The sequence below is a fragment of the Phenylobacterium sp. genome, assembly GCF_044358365.1.
In the GTDB taxonomy this organism is placed as follows: Bacteria; Pseudomonadota; Alphaproteobacteria; order Caulobacterales; family Caulobacteraceae; genus Phenylobacterium.
The window spans coordinates 1-20,363 of the sequence record NZ_JBIKNZ010000060.1; the positions used below are offsets into that span (position 1 = coordinate 1).

Sequence of the window (20,363 nt, forward strand, 5' to 3'; positions counted from 1 at the left end):
TCGCGTCGCGACGATGCACACGGGTCTTGCCGAACAGACCACCCAGATTCTCGACGTTGTCGCGGATCGCGCCGCGCGCCGCCTCGTCCGTCTCTACGAAGAGACAGAAGTCTGCACCCCGCGACAACGCCTCGAAACCTAGTGCGCCCGAGCCTGCAAACAGGTCGATCACGCGCCGCCCGCGCACGCCCTGTGACCAGGCGGCATGCTCCAGGATGTTGAAGATCGCCTGCCGCGCACGATCGGAGGTGGGTCGCGTTGCATCACCCGTCGGCGTTACGAGGGCCTTGCCGCGAAACTCGCCCGATACGATGCGCACAGATGGCTCCTTGCTGGTCCTGCTCTCCCGTTCCAAGGTTTCGGCCAACAATCAAGATGAACCGACGTCAGGGAGAACGACATGGGTCTGGTGACTGTGGAACGCCAGGGCGGAATCGCGGTGATGGCCTATGCGAATCCACCGCTGGGCACGATGACGGCCGCTGGCGCGCAGGAGATGCTGGATCTGTTCCGACCGCTCAGCGCCGACCCAGCGGTGCGCTCCGTGATCATCACCGGCGGCCTGCCAGACATTTTCATCCGCCACTATGATGTCGGCGAGCTGGCTGTCATGGGCGAGCAGCTCAAGGACGCCGCCGTGCTGCCGCCTTCTAACGCTCCGCCGGCGCAGGGATTTCTGGCGCTGGTCGACGCGATCTTCGCTGCCCCCAAACCGGTCGTCGCGGCCATAAACGGCCTCTGTATGGGTGGCGGATTCGAGCTTTCGCTGGCCTGCGACCTCCGGATCGCCAGCCCGACCGTCGAGGCCATCGGCCTTCCGGAGACCCGCGTAGGCATCTTCCCCGGCGGCGGCGGCACCCAGCGGCTGCCTCGCGTGGTGGGCGAGGCCAGGGCGCTGGAGATCATACTGCGGGGCCTGACCTTCTCTGGCTCCGAGGCGCACGCCATCGGCATGGTGCATGAGTTGGCCGCCGACCCGCTGGCCCGCGCGCTGGAAATCGCCAGCGAATGGGAAACCCGCGGCGCGGACGGTATCGCTTACGCCAAGCGCCTCACCCGCGCGGCCCTCGACCGCCCGATTTCGGAGGGCCTGGCGGACGAGCGCCGGTCTTTCCAGGAGGTGATGCGGACCCCTTCGGCCCGCGTGGGCCTGGCGCAGGGGCTGCCGCCCGCCCAGATCCAGAAGGTCTAGCCGGGCCGGGCCGGGGCGCGCCCAGCTTGGGACGGTCGATGATCCCGGGCCGTGTGGGGGTGTCCTTCGCAGGGAACCACTTCGGCTTGGCCGCGGCTTTCGACTTGCCGGCAGCGCGGGCCTTGGCGACGGCCTTGTCCTTCAGCGGCTGCTTGGCCTTGGGCTTCGGCGTGGCCCATCCCGCCTTGTAGACCGGCTTTTCCTTGGGTGTGCGGACCGGCGCCAGATCGGCCTCGACCTTGGCCGCCTCCTGCGCGCGCCGTGCGGCGCTCTTGTTGGCCGACCGGAACTGGGGCCGCTCGCCGGTCGGCAGGTTTTCGGGCTCGATATGCTCGGACAGCATCTCGCGGATCACCCGGGGGCCGACTTCCTCGATCTCGCCGTCGCCCAGCGTACCAAGTGCAAATGGTCCATAGGCCAGACGGATCAGCCGGTTGACCTTCAGGTCGATGGCTTCCAGCACACGCCGGACTTCGCGGTTCTTGCCTTCCTGCAGGGTGACGGTGAGCCACAGGTTGGCGCCCTGCGGCCCTTCCTTGGCCTTGTCGAGTTTCGCCTCGACCGGGCCGTAGCGTACGCCCTCCACCGTGATCCCGTCTTTCAGCGTATCCAGTCGCTCCTGGGTGGTGCGGCCGTGGGCGCGAGCCCTGTAACGCCGCACGATGCCTGTTGACGGCATCTCCAGAGCCCGGGCCAGGCCACCGTCGTTGGTCAGCAGCAGCAAGCCTTCGGAATTGATGTCCAGACGGCCCACCGAGATCAGGCGCGGCAACCCTTCGGGCAGGTTCTCGAACACAGTCGGCCGGCCCGCCGGGTCCTTGTGCGTGGTCACCAGTCCTACCGGCTTGTGATAGCGAAACACCCGCGCCGGTTCCGGTTCGCCCACGACCTCGCCATCGACCGTCAGGATGTCGCCCGCGCTGACCTTCACCGCGGGTGTTGTCAGGGTTTGGCCGTTGATCGCGACCCGGCCTTCGCCGATCAGACGCTCCACATCGCGGCGCGATCCCACGCCCGAACGCGCCAGCAGTTTGGCGATACGCTCGCCGCCTTCGCCCTCATCGCCGTCATTGCGAGGTTGACCGTCGTCATCGCGATAGGGTCGTAGTGGATCGTGGATCATGATTTTCGCACCATGCGCATCGCGCTTGAGGCGGCGCAAGCCGCAGCCGACAATGGCGAGACGCCTGTGGGCGCTGTCGTGGTCGATCCCGCGACCGGCGAAGTCATCGCCACAGGCGCCAATCAGCCCATCGGAACCCATGATCCCACGGCCCACGCCGAGATCGTGGCCTTGCGCGCTGCGGCGCTTAAGCGGGGCAACTATCGGCTGACCGGCCTGACCCTGGTGGTCACCCTGGAACCCTGCGCCATGTGCGCAGGCGCTATCAGCCATGCGCGTATTGGGCGGCTGGTGTTCGGAGCCGAGGACGCCAAGGGAGGGGCGGTGGTCAACGGCCCTCTCTTCTTCGAGCAACCCACCTGCCACTGGCGACCCGAAGTGACCGGCGGCGTTCTGGCCGAAGAATGCGCCAGCCTGCTGAAGGGGTTCTTCCGGGCGCGTCGAAAGTCCGGGGGCGGGATGTGATGCTGACGGGGGCCGGGAATGGGTCAGATCAACCGCGCTGACCGGCGGTCTTTTGTCGAGTTCATGAAGATCAGCGCCGAGTCGGCAGGCGCGACCTTAGCCGCCGTCATACCAGGCCCACCGCCGACGCGGTTTTCGAGAACACGGCGCACGACTTTCCCCAGTGGGTGATCTACCGCCGCTGTGACGCCGATCTCTGCGCGCGGCGCGAGGGAACCGTCGGCGGCAAACTGCGGAGCCAGGACTGGCGCTACAAACTCTCAAAGTAGGCGCTTGCCAGAGCCACCCTCCCGGCGGGATGATGCTTCCAAACAACGGTATGGGAGGACGATCATGGCGGGTCTGCTGGACGGCAAGGTAGCAATCATTACCGGCGCGGGCGGTGGCTTGGGTGAGGCCTATGCGAAACTGTTCGCCAGGGAAGGCGCCTCGGTCGTCGTCAACGACCTGGGCGGCTCACGCGACGGCTCCGGGAACGGGACCAGCGCTGCGGCCCAGAAGGTGGTCGATGAGATTATCGCAGAGGGCGGCAAGGCCGTGGCCAATGGCGACGACGTTTCCACCATGGCCGGGGGCGAGAACATCCTGAAGACGGCCCTGGACGCGTTCGGGCAGGTCGACATCCTCGTCTGCAATGCAGGCATCCTGCGAGACAAGTCCTTCGCGAACACGTCCGAACAGGACTGGGATCTGGTGGTGAAGGTGCACCTCAAGGGCACCTACTGCTGCGTCCTGCCGGTCTGGAAGTGGATGAAGGACAACGGCAAGGGTGGCTCGATGGTGCTGACCTCGTCCACCTCGGGCCTGTATGGCAACTTCGGCCAGACCAACTACGGGGCCGCCAAGGCGGGCATCTACGGCATGGTCCGCGTGCTGGCGATCGAGGGGCGCAAGTACAACATCCGCGTCATGTGCCTGGCGCCGGGCGCCTACACCCGCATGACCGCCGACTTGCCCGGACGCATTGGCAAGGACCCGGACCCGCTGAGCCTGCCCGAGAACATCGCGCCCGGCGTGCTCTACATGGTCTCGGACCTGGCCGCGGACCACTCGGGCAAGGTGTTGGGCGTCTCCAGTCGGGGCGTGCGCGAAATCAAGATGCTGCAGACCGAAGGCTTCCAGCCGGGCCGGCCCTATACCGCCCAGGAGGTGGCCGAGAACGCGTCAAAGGTGTTCTTCGCCGACGCTACCGAACGTACGGCCGCCAGCGCCTGACGCCGCAAGCAAGAGGATAACCCCATGGCTGACGGCTCAACCCAGGGCATGACCCACGACCGCTTCAAAGATGCGCGGGCAGTCTTCGAAGGCCATCTCGCCAGCGGCCAGGATATCGGCGCCTCGTTCTGCGCCACCCTCGAGGGTGAAACCGTCGTCGACCTCTGGGGCGGGTTCGCTGACGCGGAGAAGACCAGGGCCTGGGAGCGGGACACCATCGTCAACGTCTACTCCACCACCAAGACCATGACGGCCCTGACCGCGTTGCTGGTCGCCGATCGCGGAGACCTGGATTTCGACGCGCCGGTGGCGAAGTACTGGCCGGAGTTCGCGGCCAACGGGAAGGCGGGCGTGAAGGTCAGCCACCTGATGGCCCATTCCGCCGGGCTGTCGGGTTGGGAGGAACCGATCACCAACGACGACCTGTACGACTGGGAGAAGGTCACCAGCCTGCTTGCCGCCCAGGCGCCGTACTGGGAGCCGGGAACTGCGCCCGGCTACCATGCCCTGACACAGGGCTATCTGGTGGGGGAAGTGATCCGCCGCGTCACCGGCCGCTCCCTGGGGACTGTGTTCCGCGAGGAGATCGCCGAACCGCTGGGCGCCGACTTTCATATCGGCCTCCCGGCCCCGGAGGATCACCGCGTCGCCCACCTGATCCCGCCGCCGCCAGGGGCCGCCATCGCCGATGGCCCGGCCCAGAGCGAACTGCAGGCCAATATGTCGAGCAATCCCGGGATCGACGTGATGGCCACCCGCACCCGCGGCTGGCGCGGCGCCGAGATCCCGGCGGCGGGCGGGACGGGCAATGCCCGCTCGGTGGCCGAGATCCATGCCATCCTGGCGAATGGGGGCGTGGCCAAGGGCAAGCGCTTCCTGTCCGAGGCTGGCTGCCGCAAGGCGCTGGAACTGCAGATCGAGGGGACCGACCTGATCCTCGGCGGCCCGGCCCGCTTCGGGCTGGGCTTCGGGCTGGCGGGCGGCGCGGTCCCGCTGCCTAACCCCAACTCGATGTTCTGGGGTGGCTATGGCGGATCGCTGGTGATCATTGACATGGATGCCCGTACCACCTTCGCCTACGCCATGAACAAGATGGCCGGCACCACCACCGGCGATATGCGCGCCTTCGCCCTGGCGATGGCCATGTGGTCGGGTCTGGGCGGTTAGACCGCGAACGCCGCCAGTCGGGCATCCAGGCGATCAAGGACGGCGGGCCACTCGTCGGCGAGGATCGAGAAGTGGACGGTGTCACGCACACGGCCGGTCCAGGTCACGCGATCCTGCCGCAGGATCCCCTCCTGCACCGCGCCCAGCTTCAACACGGCGGCGCGGGACCTGGCGTTGATCGCGTCGACCCTGAACTGGACCCGGGTGGCTCCGCAATCAAACGCGTGGCCGAGCAGCAGCCGCTTGGCCGACGGGTTCACGGGACCCCCGCGCGCCGAGGGCTCGTAGTAGGTGGCGCCGATCTCCACCGCATGGTTCATCTCGTCGATCCCGATGTAGGTGGACATTCCCCGGCAAACGCCGTTGACGACCACCGCAAAGCCCATGGTCTTGCCTTCCGCGATCTCCTGCCCGATGCGCGCCCAGTGGAAGTCAAATCCGGGACCCAGCATCGAGTAGGGATAGAGATCGTTCCAGGTCGCGGGATCAGCCGCGCACGCCGCGCGAAGCTCTTCCTTGCAGGCATCGCTGAACGGTTCGAGCCGGACAAAATCGTTCTGCAAGACTTCAGAGTTCAATCGCATGATCTCGCCTTTCTTCCTGCCTTGCAGGCCTCTTAGGCGTGGGCGCAGGCGCCGGAAATATCCAGTTTACACGTGCCAACAGTCCAGTTGGCGCTCAGCCCAGCATCAGCTGCGCGGCCTGCACCAGATAGCTGATCCCGATCGCCGTGATGATCCACCGGGTCCAGCGCTTGAAATCCACATCGCTCAACCGGTTCAGGATCGCCCCGCCTACCGCCGTGCCGGCCATGGACAAGGGGATCGCCAGGGCGAACACCCATAGCGGCGGCAAGCCCACCCCTGTGCCTGCGACTAGAGGCGCGCCGTAAACCAGTATCTTGGCCGTATGCGCGAACACCTGGGTCGCGGCCTTGGTGGCGACGATGGCGTGGCGGGTCAGTTCCGTGCGGACAAAAAAGATATCCAGAAGCGGGCCCGCAACACCGGCTGTCAGGTTCAGGCCCGTGACCGTGAGCCCTGACAGAAACGCCTGAAAGGGTTTTCCGGCGTCCAGATTGATCCATTTTTGCGGCAGCCACGTCAGGAAAGGCACCAGGCCCAGCATCAGGAACAGCAGCGGCTTGGAGGGCGTGAAGCTGAGCAGCGCGACGACCCCGCCGGCGATCAGTGACGCCAGCGCGTACCAGCCAACGATTTCCCAGCGTACGTGCTTCCGTTGCAGGATCGCTCGCCAGCCGTTGGCGACCAGCTGCAGGATGCCGTGGGTGACGAAGGCGGCCTGCACCGGCAGGACCAGCGCCAGCGCGCCCATCAGCACCAGACCGCCGGCCATGCCGAACACGCCAGAGAGCATAGCCGTGACAAAGGCCATGCAGACTACAAACAGAGCTGCGGGCAGGGTCAATTTCGTCCTCCAAGGTCGGGGCCCGCGCCGGAAGCGGGCACAGGCCGCTACCGATCACGAACCCGCTGCGCGTCGCGCGCGGGACTGGAAGGGCGCTGCAAGCCTCGCAGGGCGAGCGCCGGGCAGGGACCCCGCCTCTGCACCGGCAGATCGGGTCCTGGGCGCCCTGGCCGGGGCCGGGCGACGGAAAGACGTTTTCAGTCTCTGGCGAGTCGACCTGCGACTACGCCGATCCTGGTGTGAGGCCAAGCTTGCTCGGCTCCATCAACCTTTCGGCTTTGGTGCGGCACAGGCCTGGCCGCCCTTGCCATCCCCGCGGGCGACGCCGGGGTAGGGGCAAAGGAGTTGCGTTTCGTCTCCGGCATCGGCCCTGGCGATCAGGCTCTGCGGCGCCTCGCGCTTCGTCACCCATCGGTCCAGCACATCGAGGTAATCTACGCGTCCCGGTCCGGCCCCACCGGCGCAATGCAGCATCCCGGGGACCATGTAGAGCCGGTAGAAATCCGAGGTGTCGCCCATGCGGCCGCGCATCTCATCATGGTATCGAATGCTGCCGAGCGGCGGGATCGCCGGGTCGTTCCAGCCATGGTACTGGATCAGCTTGCCCCCATGGGCCTTGAACGGTCGGAGATCCGGGTTCACCGCGTCCAGTTCAGCGGCGGCCTTGCGGCTATCGCGGTCGTACCTCGGGCCCAGGTCGGCCTTCAGGAAGTCGAACGCCGGATCGCCGTAGATGAAGTATTTCATGAACTGGGACGAGATCGTGTGGCCGGCGGATTCGGCGAAAGTTTCCATCGAGGCGCCGGTGTTCCAGGCCTGGTAGCCGCCGGGCATCGCTTCGGCGCCGGGTGTGTAGCCGGGGAACAGCGAACGCCCGTTGGGGCCGGGCCGACCCGTGTAGAGTGCGCGGGCGGCGGCCACCTGCGGCGCGGTCAGACACGACCCCGGCGCTGCTCCGGCCTTGCATTGCAGAACGCCCGGGTCGAAGCGGCATGCCTTCTGGTCACGAATGAAGGCCCCGCCCGCCGCGCAGGTTTTCAACGCGGCGTCCTGAAGCAGCTGCAGGTCATCTCTGGCCAGATAGGCGCCGGGCCGCGCCAACATTTGCTGCATGTAAGCCCGGCCCCCTGTGATCAGGGTATTGTAGTTGGCCGGGGCGCCGGCGACGATGCCGTCGAACACGGTCGGATACCGCTGCGCCATCATCAGGGCCTCGCGCCCGCCCGCCGAGCAGCCCGCGAAGTAGGATTGGCTGGGGCCATCACCCTTCTGCGCGCGGATCAGGGCCTTGGCGGCGTCGGCGGTCTCCTTAAGTGATCGGGTCCCGAAGTCCCGGATCTTTTCCGGATAGCCCAGCGCCCAGACAGCGGTGCGACCATTGCCCACATGGCCGTCGTCAGTGCCGGCCGCTGCGTAGCCTGCCTCGGCCCGGAGCCTGATCTGGGCCACAGGGATGGCGCCCGCCAGTCCGCCGTTGCCCACCTGCACGAACTTGCCGTTCCAGGCCGCTCCCACCGGGATCCACACCTCGATCCTGATGTCCGAGGTCGGCGTCGGGCGACTGGTGACCGAAACACGACAGGCCGATCCATTCGCCAGTGTCTCGAGCCGGGCGGATGTTACCTCGGCATGTGGCATCTTGAGCGCTGCAAGGTCGGCGCAGTCGGTTTCAGCGTTCGCCGCCACCGGCGCTGCCGCCAATGCCATGGCCGCTGCCAGGATAAATCGCTTCATGACGCTCAGCCCTTCTTCCGGGACGAACAGGCCCAGCCGCCGGAGCCGTCCGAGCGCGCTACAGCGGGGTAGGGGCAGAGCAGCTGCGAGCCGTTGGCGACGGAGGTAGCCGTGACAGGGCCGGGCGCGTCCTTGCCCACCACCCACCGGTCGACCAGCGCCAGCCAGTCCACGGTGTTCGGACCCGCGCCGCCTGCGCAATGCAGCATGCCGGGCACCAGATACATCCGATAGAAGCCCGAGGTGTCACCCATCGTGCGGCCTACGTCCTCATAATAGAGGATGCTGGATTTCGCCGGGATCGCCGGATCGTTCCAGCCATGGAACTGGATCAGCTTTCCACCGCGCGCCTTGAATGCCTTGAGGTTTGGGCTCGCGCTGTCGATGATCGGCGCCATCTTCGTCTGGGCCCGGTCGAACTGGGCGCCGACATCCATGGTCAGAAAATTGAAGGCCGGGTCGCCATAGGCGAAGTACTTCAGGGCGTTGGACGTGAACTGATAGGAGGCCGCCTGACCGATCCGGTCGGCGGAAGGACCCGTGGTCCAGGCTTGCCAACTGCCGCCGGCCGCTTCCGCGCCGGGACTGAACCCGGGGAACGCGATCTTGCCGGTCTGCGGATGGCGACGTCCATCATAGATCGTGCGGGCGGAATGGACCTGAGCTGCGGTGAGGCATTCCTCAGTCTGCCCGACCTTGCACTGCAGACGTGCAGGATCAAATTTGCAGGCCGCCGGGTCGCGAATGAAGGCCTCGCCGCCACACTGGGCCAGGGCGGCTTTCTGCAGCAGTTGGAGTTGCGGCGCGCCCAGATAGCCGCCGGGCCTGGCCAACGCCTGCTGGTTTGCTGCGCCGATCCCGAACAGCCGGCTCATGTAGTTGGCTGGCGCACCGGCGACGATGCCGTCGAAATCGGCGGGGAACCGCTGTGCCATCATCAGGGCCTCGCGGCCCCCGTCCGAGCAGCCAAAGAAGTAGGAGGTCTGCGGGCCGCCGCCCTTCTGGGCCTTGATCAGGGCCTTGGCGATGTCCGCGGTTTCCTTCAGCGAGCGCCAGCCGAAATCCACCAGCTTCTCCGGATAGCCCAACGCCCAGGACGCCGAGGTCCCCGCCGCCTGGTGACCGTTGTCGGTGCCCGCCGCCGCATAACCGCCCGCCGCCGTGGCCTTGAGACGACCCGAGGCGATCGACCCCGCGAACCCGCCATTGCCGATCTGAACGAACTTGCCGTTCCAGGCGCCGCCCGCCGGGATCCAGACTTCAATACGGATGTCCGATGTAGACGTCGGACGACTGGTGACCGAGACCTTGCACAGCGCCACGGCGCCGGAAGTTTCCGCGCTTGCGGCGGTCACCTCGGCATGATCGAGTTCGACACCCTTGAGGTCTGCACAGGCCACTTCGGCTCGCGCCAGTCCCGGCGTCGCAACGGCCAGCGCCGCGCCGAGCGCCATCATCATCCATTTCATCCCGGATTCCCCCCGTACCGTTTGTTGGGATGAGTTGATCACAGGTGAGCGACTTGGGGAACCAGAGACGACAAAGGCCCCGACTTGCAGTCGGGGCCTCGCCATTTCAGGGCTTGCAGATCGGAACCTAGTTCCGGAAGACCGCCGCCATGGAGGAGTCCTCGGCGATCTCCCGCAGCTGCTGCAGCTCGTTGCGACCCACCACCATGTGGTGGACTTCATCGGGGCCGTCGGCGATGCGCAGGGTGCGGGTGTTGGCGTACATCCGCGCCAGCGGGGTGTGTTGCGACACGCCCAGGGCGCCATACATCTGGATCGCCTGATCGATGATCTTGCAGACCCGCTCGGGCACCATGGCCTTGACCATGTGAATCCAGACGCGGGCTTCGCGGTTGCCCAGCACGTCCATGGCCTTGGCGGCCTTCAACACCATCAGGCGCATCGCCTCGATCTCGATCCGCGCGCGGCTGACGATCTCGAGATTGCCGCCCAGCTGGATGATCGGCTTGCCGAACGCGACGCGGGTCATGCCGCGCATGACCAGCAGGTCCAGAGCCTTTTCCGCCGAGCCGATCGCGCGCATGCAGTGGTGAATACGACCGGGACCCAGGCGAAGCTGGCTGATCTCGAAACCACGGCCTTCGCCCAGCAGTATGTTCGACGCTGGCACCCGGGCATTGTTGAACCGGATGTGCATATGGCCATGCGGCGCATCGGGATCGCCGAACACATGTTGTCCGCCGACGATCTCCACGCCCGGCGTGGGCAGCGGCACCAGGATCTGCGACTGCTGAAGCTGGGGCGGATCATTCTCGCCGCCTGTCCGCACCATACAGATCATGATCTTGCAGCGCGGGCTGCCGGCGCCGGAGATGTAGTGCTTCTCGCCGTTGATGATGTACTCGTTGCCCACCAGCACCGCCCGGGTGTCGATGTTCTTGGCGTCGGAGCTGGCGGTGTTCAGCTCGGTCATGCAGTAGGCCGAGCGGATCTTGCCCTCCAGCAGAGGCTCCAGCCACTGCTTCTTCTGCTCCGGCGTACCCACCCGCTCCAGCACTTCCATGTTGCCGGTGTCAGGCGCAGCGCAGTTCATGATCTCGGAGGCCAGCCGCACCTTGCCGAGTTCGACCGCGATATAGGCGTAGTCCAGGTTGGACAGGCCTTCACCGGTTTCCGCGTTCGGCAGGAAGAAGTTCCAGAGGCCTGCAGCCTTGGCCTTTTCCTTGGCGGCTTCCAGCACTTCGAGCTGGCCCGGCGCGTACTGCCAGGGATCAGGGCGACCCTCGCCAAGGCGATGCCACTCCTCGGAGGCCGGCTCCGCGACGTCCTTGATGAACGCCTTGACGGCGTTGAACAGCGGCAACGCCTTGTCGGACATGCGCAGGTCGTTCAGTTCGTCCTGCGGGCTCAGCTTGAAGCCGGACTGCGCTTTGGTCTGGGTTTCGCTCATCGGATGTCTCCCATTGGATATGTTGGTCAGGGCTCGGGTCGCCGGCTCTGTGGTCAGTGTCGCCGCGCGCCAGCGCGCGCAGCGATTGATCGAGAGCTTTGGATCATTTTCGCCGGGAATCAAACAAACGTTTTAAGACGCGGCGCGCGCCTGGGACCCGCACCGGCCAGGGTCACTACTTCGACGGCGCCTTGGCCGCCATCGGACAGACGGCCGCCATGAGGGCCTCATTGTCCGGGCCATCGGCCTTCTTCGGCGATTGCAGACGCCAGCCGGTCTTTTCCTCGAAGGGAGCAGACGGCTTGTAGGATCCGATCATGATCATGTTCTTGTTGGCGCAATCCAGCGCCACGATATTGCCGACGCCGTCGGACTTGCCAGGACCTGCCGGACCCAGCTTGGCTTCCGGCTTTGAGACAGCCTGCATGACGACCAGGCGCCCTGTCTGGCGATCACGATAGGTATAGTCGCCATCAAAGGACCAGGCGGTGCCGTTCGGCCCATCGATGTATTTGGTCCAGGTCTCGGCGGAGGCGGCGCTGGTCACGGCAAGGGCGGCGACAACAGCGATCGCAAGGGCGCGGCGCATAGGTATTCTCTCCAACGGTCTTCTGTTTCGTTTCTCGCGCGAACCCTAGCGGCGCATTCGTCGCGGTCCAGAGAAAATGGCGCCGCCGGTCGCGCACTCGGGATGTGTACGGCGCCTAAGCCGCCCGTTTCGCCGGCTTCGCAAAGGCGCGCTCGTTCTCGGCGATATAGTCCCGCGTGATCGGGAGCGCGTCCACGCGCTTGGCCAGCTGAATCTGCCAGATGTACTGCCGTCGCGCGCGGAAGCTCTGCTCGGCGATACCCAGATAGAACTCGAACATCCGGCAGAACCGCTCGTCGTAGAGCTCGGCGATATCGGCGCGTGCGGCCTCGAATCGGACGCGCCAGTGTCGGATGGTCTCGGCGTAGTGCAGGCGCAGGATCTCCACGTCTGTGACGATCAGGCCCGCCCGCTCGATGGCGGGCATCACCTCTGAGAGTGAAGGACTATAGCCGCCTGGAAAGATGTACTTGTCGATCCAGCTGTTGGTGACGCCGGGCTCCGGCCGACCGATGGAGTGAACCAGGCCGACCCCATCGTCCTTCATCAGGCGCGCCACGCCATCGAAATACGCCTGATAGTTGGGCCTACCGACAGCCTCGAACATCGCCACCGACAATACCCGGTCGTAGGTCCCCTGCAGGTCCCGGTAGTCCGTCAGTGAGAAGCGGGCCTTGTGGGCCAAGCCCTTGGCCTCGGCACGGGCCTTGGCGATCTTGAGCTGTTCGATGGAGAGCGTGATGGCGTCGACTTCGACATCTGAATCCTCGACCAGCTGCAGCGCCAGCCCGCCCCAGCCGCAGCCGATCTCGACCACGCTCTGGCCGGGTTGCAGATTCAATTTGGCGGCGATGTGCCGCTTCTTGGCCAGCTGGGCCTCTTCCAGCGTTATGTCGGGGCGTTCGAAATAGGCGCAGGAGTACTGCATGTCCTCGTCCAGAAACCGCCGGTATAGGTCGTATGAGAGGTCATAGTGGTGTGCCACGTTGCGCAGCGACTGCACGCGGTTGTTGGCCTCACGGATCGTACGGCGCAGCCAGCGCCGGATCGGGCCGCGACGCTTCTTCTTCTTGAACTCGGCGTTGGCGCCGATCAGGTCGATGAAGGCGGAGATCTCGCCCTGCTCCAGTACCAGCCCGCCGTCCATATAGGCTTCGCCGACGCCCAGGCCGGGATTGGTGGCGATCCGAGCCGCCCAACTGTTGGAGGTGATGCGCGCTGTCAGGGCCGGTCCGGAACCGTCGCCCAACTTCAGCGTTTGCCCGCCGGGCAGCTTGATCGTCAGGTCGCCGACCCGAACGACGTTCAGTAGGACCGATTGCAGATTCACCGAGGGTCTCCTGACCAAGGCCCCAGAATAGGAACCACGGCTGAAAAGCCAACCCGCCATGGGCAAAGCTGGGGCCGCCTGCCTTGACTCCCGGGGCTGTCCTACCTAACTCCCACCCGACATTGGCACTCAGGGCTGGCGACTGCTAACAGTAGCGCCCCTTCAGGCCCGTCAGAGCATTCAAACCGTCTCGTACGGAATCAGAGAGAGAAGACACATGGCGTTTCGTCCCCTGGGAGATCGCGTGCTCGTGGAGCGCGTCGAGGAAGAAGAGAAGACCAAGGGCGGGATCATCATTCCCGACACTGCAAAGGAAAAGCCGCAGGAAGGCAAAGTGATCTCCACCGGCCCCGGCGCCCGCGACGACAGCGGCAAGGTCCAGCCTCTCGACGTCAAGGCCGGCGACCGCATCCTGTTCGGCAAGTGGTCCGGCACAGAGGTCAAGCTTGATGGCAAGGACCTGCTGATCATGAAGGAAAGCGACATCCTGGGCGTCGTTTCCTAACCGACCTTCACATTCCCTCTATTCAGAAAAAGAGAACCCAACATGGCTGCGAAAGACGTCTATTTCGCCTCCGACGCGCGCGATCGCATGCTGCGCGGCGTCAACATCCTCGCCAACGCCGTCAAGGTGACCTTGGGCCCCAAGGGCCGCAACGTGGTCATCGAGAAGTCCTTTGGCGCCCCGCGCTCCACCAAGGACGGCGTCTCGGTCGCCAAGGAAATCGAACTGGCTGACCGTTTCGAGAACCTCGGCGCCCAGATGATCCGCGAGGTCGCCTCCAAGACCAACGACAAGGCCGGTGATGGCACCACCACCGCGACCGTGCTGGCCCAGGCCATCGTCGTCGAGGGCCTGAAGTCGGTGGCCGCCGGCATGAACCCGATGGACCTGAAGCGCGGCATCGACAAGGCGGTCGCCAAGGTCATCGAAGAGATCAAGGCGACCTCCAAGAAGGTCTCCGACAACTCCGAGATCGCCCAGGTCGGCACTATCTCTGCCAACGGTGACGTGGAAGTGGGCGAGATGATCGCCCGGGCCATGGCCAAGGTCGGCAACGAGGGTGTCATCACCGTCGAGGAAGCCAAGACCGCCGAGACCGAACTCGACGTCGTCGAAGGCATGCAGTTCGACCGCGGCTACCTGTCGCCCTACTTCATCACCAACCCCGAGAAGATGGAGGCCGACCTCGAAGAGCCGATGATCCTGCTCTTCGAAAAGAAGCTCTCCTCGCTGCAGCCCCTGCTGCCGGTGCTTGAAGCCGTGGTCCAGTCGGGCAAGCCCCTGCTGATCATCGCTGAGGACGTCGAGGGCGAAGCCCTGGCCACCCTGGTGGTCAACAAGCTGCGTGGCGGCCTGCGGGTCGCGGCCGTCAAAGCGCCGGGCTTCGGCGATCGCCGCAAGGCGATGCTGGAAGACATCGCGATCCTGACCGGCGGTCAGCTGATCTCGGAAGACCTGGGCATCAAGCTGGAGAGCGTCACGCTCGAAATGCTGGGCCGCGCCAAGAAGGTCACCATCACCAAGGACGACACCACCATCGTGGACGGCTCGGGTGACAAGTCCGACATCGAAGGCCGCATCTCGCAGATCAAGCGCCAGATCGAGGACACGACCTCGGATTACGACAAGGAAAAGCTGCAGGAACGCCTGGCCAAGCTGGCCGGCGGCGTTGCCGTGATCCGCGTCGGCGGCTCGACCGAAGTCGAAGTGAAGGAAAAGAAGGATCGGGTCGATGACGCCCTGAACGCGACCCGTGCGGCCGTGGAAGAAGGCATCGTCCCCGGCGGCGGCGTCGCCCTGCTGAAGGCCTCCAAGATTCTGGATGGCTTCAAGGGTGACAACGACGACCAGGAAGCCGGCGTCGCCATCGTGCGCCGTGCGCTGCAGGCTCCGATCCGTCAGATCGCCGAGAACGCTGGCGTCGAAGGCTCGATCGTGGTCGGCAAGGTGCTCGAGAACAGTTCGGCCACCTTCGGCTTCAACGCCCAGACCGAAGAATACGTCGACATGGTCAAGGCCGGCGTGATCGACCCGGCCAAGGTTGTGCGTACGGCTCTGCAGGACGCGGCCTCGGTCGCCGGCCTGCTGATCACCACGGAAGCTGCGATCGTCGAAGCCCCCAAGAAGGGCGGCGGCGGCGGTGGCGGCATGCCCGGCGGTGGCATGGGCGGCATGGGCGACATGGACTTCTAGTCCACGCTCAAAACGTACTGAAAATGAAGGGCGGGACCGCAGGGTTCCGCCCTTTTTCTTTGCCCAGGTCTCAGCCGTTGATCGTCAGCTCACCGCCTGTTCGATTTATCGTCCCGGAGCACCAGCCCCCCGATCCAGCTGGAGACTCCGGTGACAATGGCGACCAGGCAACCTGCCAGCAGGCCGTCAATCCTGAATCCCGGCACCAGCCAGGCCACCAGGCCTATCATCATCGCGTTCACCACCAGCAGGAACAGGCCCAGTGTCACGATGGTGATCGGCAGCGTCAGGATGAACACCACCGGGCGCACAATGGCGTTGACCACCCCCAGCAGCATGGCCGCAATGATCAGGGCGCCGGTTGTCCTGACATCGACCCCGGGTACGACCTCGGAGGCGACCCACAGGCCGAGGGCGGCGAACACCGCGCGGACGAGGAACTTGGCAAGCATCTGCGTGTCTCCCGGGAGCCAGGACCGTCAGCCTAGCCCCTGAACGCCCCGACCGGCCACTATCTTGAGGCTCGCCGCCCGAAAGAACACAATTCAAAGAACAATGGTCTGTTTACATATATCGCTTAGGACAGATCTTGTCAGACGTCCAAGTAGGCTTCCGGCGCCGCACGGGGAGTGCGCTCAGGTGCTCATGAGGTTCCGCAACCTTCTGGACGAACGACTGGACGCGGTGGCCGCCACCTCGTGCGACACGCTGTTGGCGCGCGCCCTGATCGCTCTGATTTGCGGAATCCTGCTGGGCGTGAATGTCGACCTTGCAGAGGCTCTGATCTGGGGAGGCGGCTATGTCGTCAGTGAAGCGCTGATCATAGTGGTTTGCCGCAACGCGGTGGCCGGCGGCGCGCTGGCGCCCTTCAACCGCATCGCCTATCTTCTCGTTCTGCTTGGCGCCGGGGCCCTCTGGACCCTGATGGGCGTCCTCTACTGGTGGGCAGGCGGTGAGGCTTTCCGGCTGGTCGCCTTCGCTATCCTGGCCGGTGTTCTGGTGCATGCCCAGTGCTTCTGTTTTCGCGCTCCGGTCGCCCTGGCCGCGCTGATGATCCCGCCGACATTGGCCCTCATCGCCCTGCCGCTTTCTGATGGTAACTATTCGGGGCTTTCGCTCCTGAGCTTGATGGTCTCCCTGGCCATGCTGCTGGCCTATGTCGGCGCCAGCGCCCACGCCAACATGCGCTCCGCCGCCGCGCTTGAGGTCGCCCAGCGCGATGCGGTCGCGGCCAACAACGCCAAATCCGAATTTCTGGCCGTGATGAGCCATGAGCTCCGCACGCCACTGAACGGTGTTCTGGGCATGGCGCGGGCCCTGCGCCGAACGGATCTGGACACACGGCAGGCTGGCTACGTCGACACCGTCCTGCGCTCAGGCGACAGCCTGCTCACCATGCTCAACGATTTGCTGGATCTCGCCAAGATCGAGGCCGGGCATCTTGAGCTGGATGTCGTGGCGTTCGACCTGGGGGCCGCCGGCGCCCAGACCGTCGAGCTCTGGTCCGAGATCGCGACCGCCAAGTCCCTCGCCCTGACCTGTCATGTCGACCCGGACCTGCCTGAAGCGCTGCTGGGCGACGAGACGCGGGTACGCCAGATCATCCTCAACCTGATTTCCAACGCCGTGAAATTCACCCGCGAGGGCCACGTTCGGCTCGAACTGCGCCCTGCGCCCGGCGCCGATGGCGATGGCGGCGTCGCGATTGTGGTCAGCGACACCGGCATTGGCATGACCCCCGAACAGGTGGCGTTGATTTTCCGCCCCTTTGCCCAGGCCGAGGCCTCTACGGCCCGTCACTACGGCGGCACCGGGTTGGGCCTATCGATCTGCCGAACCCTGGCCAGGATGATGGGCGGCGATATCTGTGTCGAAAGCGAGCCCGGCGTAGGATCCAGTTTCCACGTCTGGTTACCGCTGCCGGCGATCCAGATGACGGAACCGCAGGCCATTGAACCTGCCGCCCTCCTGACCTGCAAGGTGCTCGTGGCCGATGACAATCCGGTCAACCTGGCTGTGGCGCGCGCGATCCTGGAGGCTGCCGGAGCCACGATCGAGACGGCCAGCAACGGCAGTCAGGCGCTGGATCGACTGCGATCAGGCGGCTTCGACCTGGTGCTGATGGACCTCCACATGCCCATCATGGACGGTGTCGAGGCGCTCAGCCGGTTGCGCGACGGCCAGGCGGGGCGTCGCGACATTCCTGTGATCGCCCTGACTGCCGACGCCATGTCGGGCGAGGCGGAGCACTTGCAGGGCCTTGGCTTCAACGCCCTGCAGGCCAAGCCGGTGCAGCCGTCCGCGTTAATCAACGCCATCGCCGACGCGTTGAAGGCGGCCCCAGCCGCTGTCAGGTCCGGGGCTGTAGCCTAGCTGTTGACAGCATCCAGCGTCGGGACCGTCGGCTTCAGACGCCCTCCGATCCGTATCGGCTCTATGCGGCGCGCCAGCCCCGTGGCCGGATCGGTTTCGACAAACACCCCGCAGACTGTCGCCGGGCCTTCTGCGGGCTTGTAGCGGCCACCGGAGATGCGGGTGGTGAAGCGCCGCAGCGGCTCCTCCTTCTGGTTGCCGATCACGCTGTCGTAGTCGGCGCAGGCGCCGGCGTCGGTCTGATAGGCCGTGCCGCCTGGCAGGATCTGTGCGTCGGCGGTGGGCACGTGACTGTGGGTGCCGACCACCAGGGTTGCCCGGCCATCGCAGAAATGGCCCATGGCCATCTTCTCCGAGGTGGCCTCGGCGTGCATGTCGACGATGATAGCGTCGGCGACCGCGCCCAGCGGGCAGGCGTCCAGTTCCGGGTCTACGGCCGCAAACGGATCATCAAGCGCGTCCATGAACACCCGGCCCAGCAGATTGATCACCAGTATGCGCTTGCCGTCGGGCGTGTCGAACAGCTGTGAACCCCGACCGGGGGCGCGGGAAAAGGCGGAATAGTTCAGGGGCCGGATCAGGCGAGGTTCCCGGACGATATAGGTCATCGCCTCCTTCTGATCCCAGGAATGGTTGCCCAGCGTCAGGCAGTCGGCGCCGGCGTCGAACAGCTCGCGCGCCGTGGCCTCGGTGATCCCGAACCCCGCAGCGGCGTTTTCGGCGTTGATGATCACAAACTCAAGCTGAAGCGCGCGGCGCAGACCCGGCAGGTGTTCCGCCAGCCCCTCGCGGCCTGAACGACCGACCACGTCTCCGAAAAAGGCAAATCTCATGGGCCTCTACTAGAGACTTCCTTGCCGGGATCAAATCGAAGCCTCGCGGCGCGTTCGACTGACGGTTGCCGAAGCGTCCGAAAGCAGGGCTAATCCGGCCCAAATGAACGGGAGACGACCATGATCCGGATCGCAGGCGCCATCCTGGCCGCAACCCTGCTGACAACGCCCGTGCTGGCCCAGTCGGTCTCGGTCAAGACGTCCGCTGGCGTTGTGGTCGGGAAGGCCAGCGACCGGGCCAACACTTTCCTGAATGTCCCCTTCGCTGCGGCGCCAGTGGGCGACCTGAGGTGGGCCCCACCGCAACCGGCGCCCGCCTGGACCGGCGCGAGGGATGCGACCAGGGCCGGGCCGTCCTGTCCGCAGCCGATGCTGCCAAACGACATGCCCAACGGCGGCGGCGCCAACGGACCGGTCAGCGAAGACTGCCTGCAACTCAACATCTTCACCCCGAAGCAGGCCAAGGGCGCGCCTGTCATGGTCTGGGTTCACGGCGGGAGCCACAGGACCGGTGCAGGTTGGGTCTACGACGGCCAGAACTTCGCCCGCGACGGGGTCGTGGTCGTCTCGATCAACTACCGGCTGGGCGCGCTGGGCTATTTCGCCCATCCGGCGCTCACCAGGGCAGCGGGCAGCAAGCCCACAGGCAACTTTGGCCTCATGGATCAGGTGGCCGCCCTGAGATGGGTCCAGAAGAACATCGCCGCGTTCGGCGGCGATCCCCGCAACGTGACGGTGTTTGGCGAGAGTGCGGGCGGCATGAGCATCCTGTCGCTGCTGGCGACCTCGTCGGCCAGGGGCCTCTACGCCAAGGCTATCGTCCAGAGCGGCGCCGGCTGGTTCGAGCCGAAAACCCTGGCCGACAAGGAGAAGGAGGGCGCCGCCGCGCTCGCCCGGCTCGGCGTGGCCGAAACCGCCACGGCCGCCGACCTTCGCGCCATCCCTGTCGAGAAACTGGTCCCGGTGAACGGCGACTACCAGCCCTTCATCGACGGCAAGCTGATGACCGAGACGGCTTCCCAGGCGCTGGCGCGCGGCCGGTTTGCGGATGTGCCCCTGATGATCGGCTCGAATTCCGGCGAGGACTCCCTGATGGGTCCGGCGAAACAGACGATGGCGGCCCTGGCCCGTTTCGGCGTGGAGGCGCTGAAGCCCGCCTATCCGGAGGAGGCCGCGAAGGGAGAAGACACCCTGGCGCGCGCCATGTTCACCGATCGCTTGATGGGCGGCCCGGCGCGCTGGGTGGCGGCGAAGGCCTCTGCAGGCAAACCCGCGTGGCTCTACTATTTCTCCTATGTGGGCGCCCGATACCGTCCCGCGGCGACGACCTCGGCCCATGCCGCCGAGATCCAGTACGTCTGGGAATACTGGGGTCGGCGCACGCCGATGAGCGTGGTGTCCGATGAAGACCGCGCCATGGCCAGCCTGATGCACGCCTGCTGGGTGTCGTTCGCCAGAACCTCGACGCCAAAGTGCGGCGCGGAGGCCTGGCCGGCCTATGACGCAACATCCGATCGGCTGATGGAGTTCGGCGCCTCCAGCGGCGTGCGGGTGGGTTTACGCAAGACCCAGCTGGACGCCCAGCAGGCCGCGGCGCTGCCGGGGTTGAAGCTGGCGAAATAGCCGCCGGCTTAGGCGCAGCTCTTGACGTAGGGGGGCGAGGCAGGGTGCCTAGAGCGTCGTGCCTGAATCGGGAATCGAAGGATTCCCAAATCTGGCGAAGCGTGATTCACCGTGGATGGAGGTGGATCATGGGCAAGAGCTATTCGATGGACCTGCGCGAGCGGATCGTGGCGCA

The 20,363-nt window shown here is 65.7% G+C and carries 18 protein-coding genes and 1 pseudogene; 8 read left to right on the top strand and 11 right to left on the bottom strand.

Features of this window, described 5'->3' with window-relative positions; genetic code table 11:
- Positions 1 to 319 (bottom strand): RsmD family RNA methyltransferase (locus ACIQ3B_RS14140; RefSeq protein WP_397403642.1); only part of this gene is annotated, 319 nt, incomplete at its 3' end.
- A gap of 153 nt (positions 320 to 472) precedes the next feature.
- On the opposite strand from ACIQ3B_RS14140, the pseudogene ACIQ3B_RS14145 reads away from it, so the two are divergent.
- Positions 473 to 1,093, top strand: a pseudogene (locus ACIQ3B_RS14145) (enoyl-CoA hydratase/isomerase family protein); the annotation flags it as partial.
- Here ACIQ3B_RS14145 and ACIQ3B_RS14150 read toward each other — a convergent pair.
- Positions 1,053 to 2,315 carry a pseudouridine synthase gene (locus tag ACIQ3B_RS14150; protein ID WP_397403644.1) on the bottom strand — a complete coding sequence of 421 codons (1,263 nt, stop codon included), beginning with the start codon at positions 2,313 to 2,315 and terminating at the stop codon, positions 1,053 to 1,055. The pseudogene ACIQ3B_RS14145 and the gene ACIQ3B_RS14150 sit on opposite strands and share 41 nt — an antisense overlap.
- Positions 2,316 to 2,327: 12 nt before the next feature.
- On the opposite strand from ACIQ3B_RS14150, the gene tadA reads away from it, so the two are divergent.
- The 3 genes from tadA (at position 2,328) to ACIQ3B_RS14165 (ending at position 5,162) form a co-directional block, all read left to right on the top strand.
- On the top strand, positions 2,328 to 2,780 hold the full coding sequence (tadA, locus tag ACIQ3B_RS14155) for a tRNA adenosine(34) deaminase TadA (protein ID WP_397403646.1): 453 nt from the start codon (positions 2,328 to 2,330) through the stop codon (positions 2,778 to 2,780).
- A gap of 333 nt (positions 2,781 to 3,113) precedes the next feature.
- A complete protein-coding gene (locus ACIQ3B_RS14160; RefSeq protein WP_397403648.1) occupies positions 3,114 to 3,995 on the top strand; it encodes an SDR family NAD(P)-dependent oxidoreductase in 882 nt (293 codons plus the stop codon).
- A 24-nt stretch (positions 3,996 to 4,019) separates the two neighbouring features.
- Complete coding sequence (locus ACIQ3B_RS14165; RefSeq protein ID WP_397403650.1) at positions 4,020 to 5,162, top strand: serine hydrolase domain-containing protein; 1,143 nt, start codon at positions 4,020 to 4,022, stop codon at positions 5,160 to 5,162.
- On the opposite strand, the gene ACIQ3B_RS14170 is transcribed toward ACIQ3B_RS14165, so the two are convergent.
- The 7 genes from ACIQ3B_RS14170 to ACIQ3B_RS14200 all read right to left on the bottom strand — a co-directional run bounded on the left by ACIQ3B_RS14170 (position 5,159) and on the right by ACIQ3B_RS14200 (position 13,162).
- Positions 5,159 to 5,746, bottom strand: coding sequence for a GNAT family N-acetyltransferase (locus ACIQ3B_RS14170; protein WP_397403652.1), 588 nt, complete (start codon positions 5,744 to 5,746; stop codon positions 5,159 to 5,161). The genes ACIQ3B_RS14165 and ACIQ3B_RS14170 overlap by 4 nt on opposite strands.
- 94 nt (positions 5,747 to 5,840) lie before the next feature.
- The gene (locus tag ACIQ3B_RS14175; RefSeq protein ID WP_397403654.1) at positions 5,841 to 6,590 is read right to left on the bottom strand and encodes a TSUP family transporter; all 750 of its coding nucleotides are present in this window, start codon (positions 6,588 to 6,590) and stop codon (positions 5,841 to 5,843) included.
- Positions 6,591 to 6,854: 264 nt separating this feature from the next.
- Positions 6,855 to 8,324, bottom strand: coding sequence for a tannase/feruloyl esterase family alpha/beta hydrolase (locus tag ACIQ3B_RS14180; protein WP_397403656.1), 1,470 nt, complete (start codon positions 8,322 to 8,324; stop codon positions 6,855 to 6,857).
- A gap of 5 nt (positions 8,325 to 8,329) precedes the next feature.
- Entirely contained in the window at positions 8,330 to 9,793 is a 1,464-nt protein-coding gene (locus tag ACIQ3B_RS14185; RefSeq protein ID WP_397403658.1) for a tannase/feruloyl esterase family alpha/beta hydrolase, read from the bottom strand.
- A gap of 127 nt (positions 9,794 to 9,920) precedes the next feature.
- Complete coding sequence (locus ACIQ3B_RS14190; RefSeq protein ID WP_397403660.1) at positions 9,921 to 11,243, bottom strand: acyl-CoA dehydrogenase family protein; 1,323 nt, start codon at positions 11,241 to 11,243, stop codon at positions 9,921 to 9,923.
- 175 nt (positions 11,244 to 11,418) lie between these two features.
- Positions 11,419 to 11,832: a hypothetical protein gene (locus ACIQ3B_RS14195; RefSeq protein WP_397403662.1), complete on the bottom strand. Its 414-nt coding sequence runs from the start codon at positions 11,830 to 11,832 to the stop codon at positions 11,419 to 11,421.
- A gap of 115 nt (positions 11,833 to 11,947) precedes the next feature.
- Positions 11,948 to 13,162: a class I SAM-dependent methyltransferase gene (locus ACIQ3B_RS14200; RefSeq protein WP_397403664.1), complete on the bottom strand. Its 1,215-nt coding sequence runs from the start codon at positions 13,160 to 13,162 to the stop codon at positions 11,948 to 11,950.
- Positions 13,163 to 13,379: 217 nt separating this feature from the next.
- On the opposite strand from ACIQ3B_RS14200, the gene groES reads away from it, so the two are divergent.
- Both groES and groL read left to right on the top strand, forming a co-directional pair.
- Complete coding sequence (groES, locus tag ACIQ3B_RS14205) at positions 13,380 to 13,667, top strand: co-chaperone GroES (protein WP_397403666.1); 288 nt, start codon at positions 13,380 to 13,382, stop codon at positions 13,665 to 13,667.
- A 42-nt stretch (positions 13,668 to 13,709) separates the two neighbouring features.
- Positions 13,710 to 15,359: a chaperonin GroEL gene (gene groL / locus ACIQ3B_RS14210; protein ID WP_397403668.1), complete on the top strand. Its 1,650-nt coding sequence runs from the start codon at positions 13,710 to 13,712 to the stop codon at positions 15,357 to 15,359.
- 89 nt (positions 15,360 to 15,448) lie between these two features.
- Here groL and ACIQ3B_RS14215 read toward each other — a convergent pair whose 3' ends face one another.
- Positions 15,449 to 15,811: a phage holin family protein gene (locus tag ACIQ3B_RS14215; protein ID WP_397403670.1), complete on the bottom strand. Its 363-nt coding sequence runs from the start codon at positions 15,809 to 15,811 to the stop codon at positions 15,449 to 15,451.
- A gap of 193 nt (positions 15,812 to 16,004) precedes the next feature.
- On the opposite strand from ACIQ3B_RS14215, the gene ACIQ3B_RS14220 reads away from it, so the two are divergent.
- Positions 16,005 to 17,732 carry an ATP-binding protein gene (locus ACIQ3B_RS14220; RefSeq protein ID WP_397403671.1) on the top strand — a complete coding sequence of 576 codons (1,728 nt, stop codon included), beginning with the start codon at positions 16,005 to 16,007 and terminating at the stop codon, positions 17,730 to 17,732.
- Here the strand turns inward: ACIQ3B_RS14220 and ACIQ3B_RS14225 are convergent.
- The gene (locus ACIQ3B_RS14225; protein WP_397403673.1) at positions 17,729 to 18,565 is read right to left on the bottom strand and encodes a YmdB family metallophosphoesterase; all 837 of its coding nucleotides are present in this window, start codon (positions 18,563 to 18,565) and stop codon (positions 17,729 to 17,731) included. The genes ACIQ3B_RS14220 and ACIQ3B_RS14225 overlap by 4 nt on opposite strands.
- A 120-nt stretch (positions 18,566 to 18,685) precedes the next feature.
- On the opposite strand from ACIQ3B_RS14225, the gene ACIQ3B_RS14230 reads away from it, so the two are divergent.
- Positions 18,686 to 20,188 (top strand): carboxylesterase/lipase family protein, encoded by a 1,503-nt coding sequence (locus tag ACIQ3B_RS14230; protein ID WP_397403675.1) that lies wholly within the window; start codon positions 18,686 to 18,688, stop codon positions 20,186 to 20,188.
- Positions 20,189 to 20,363 lie beyond the last annotated feature (175 nt).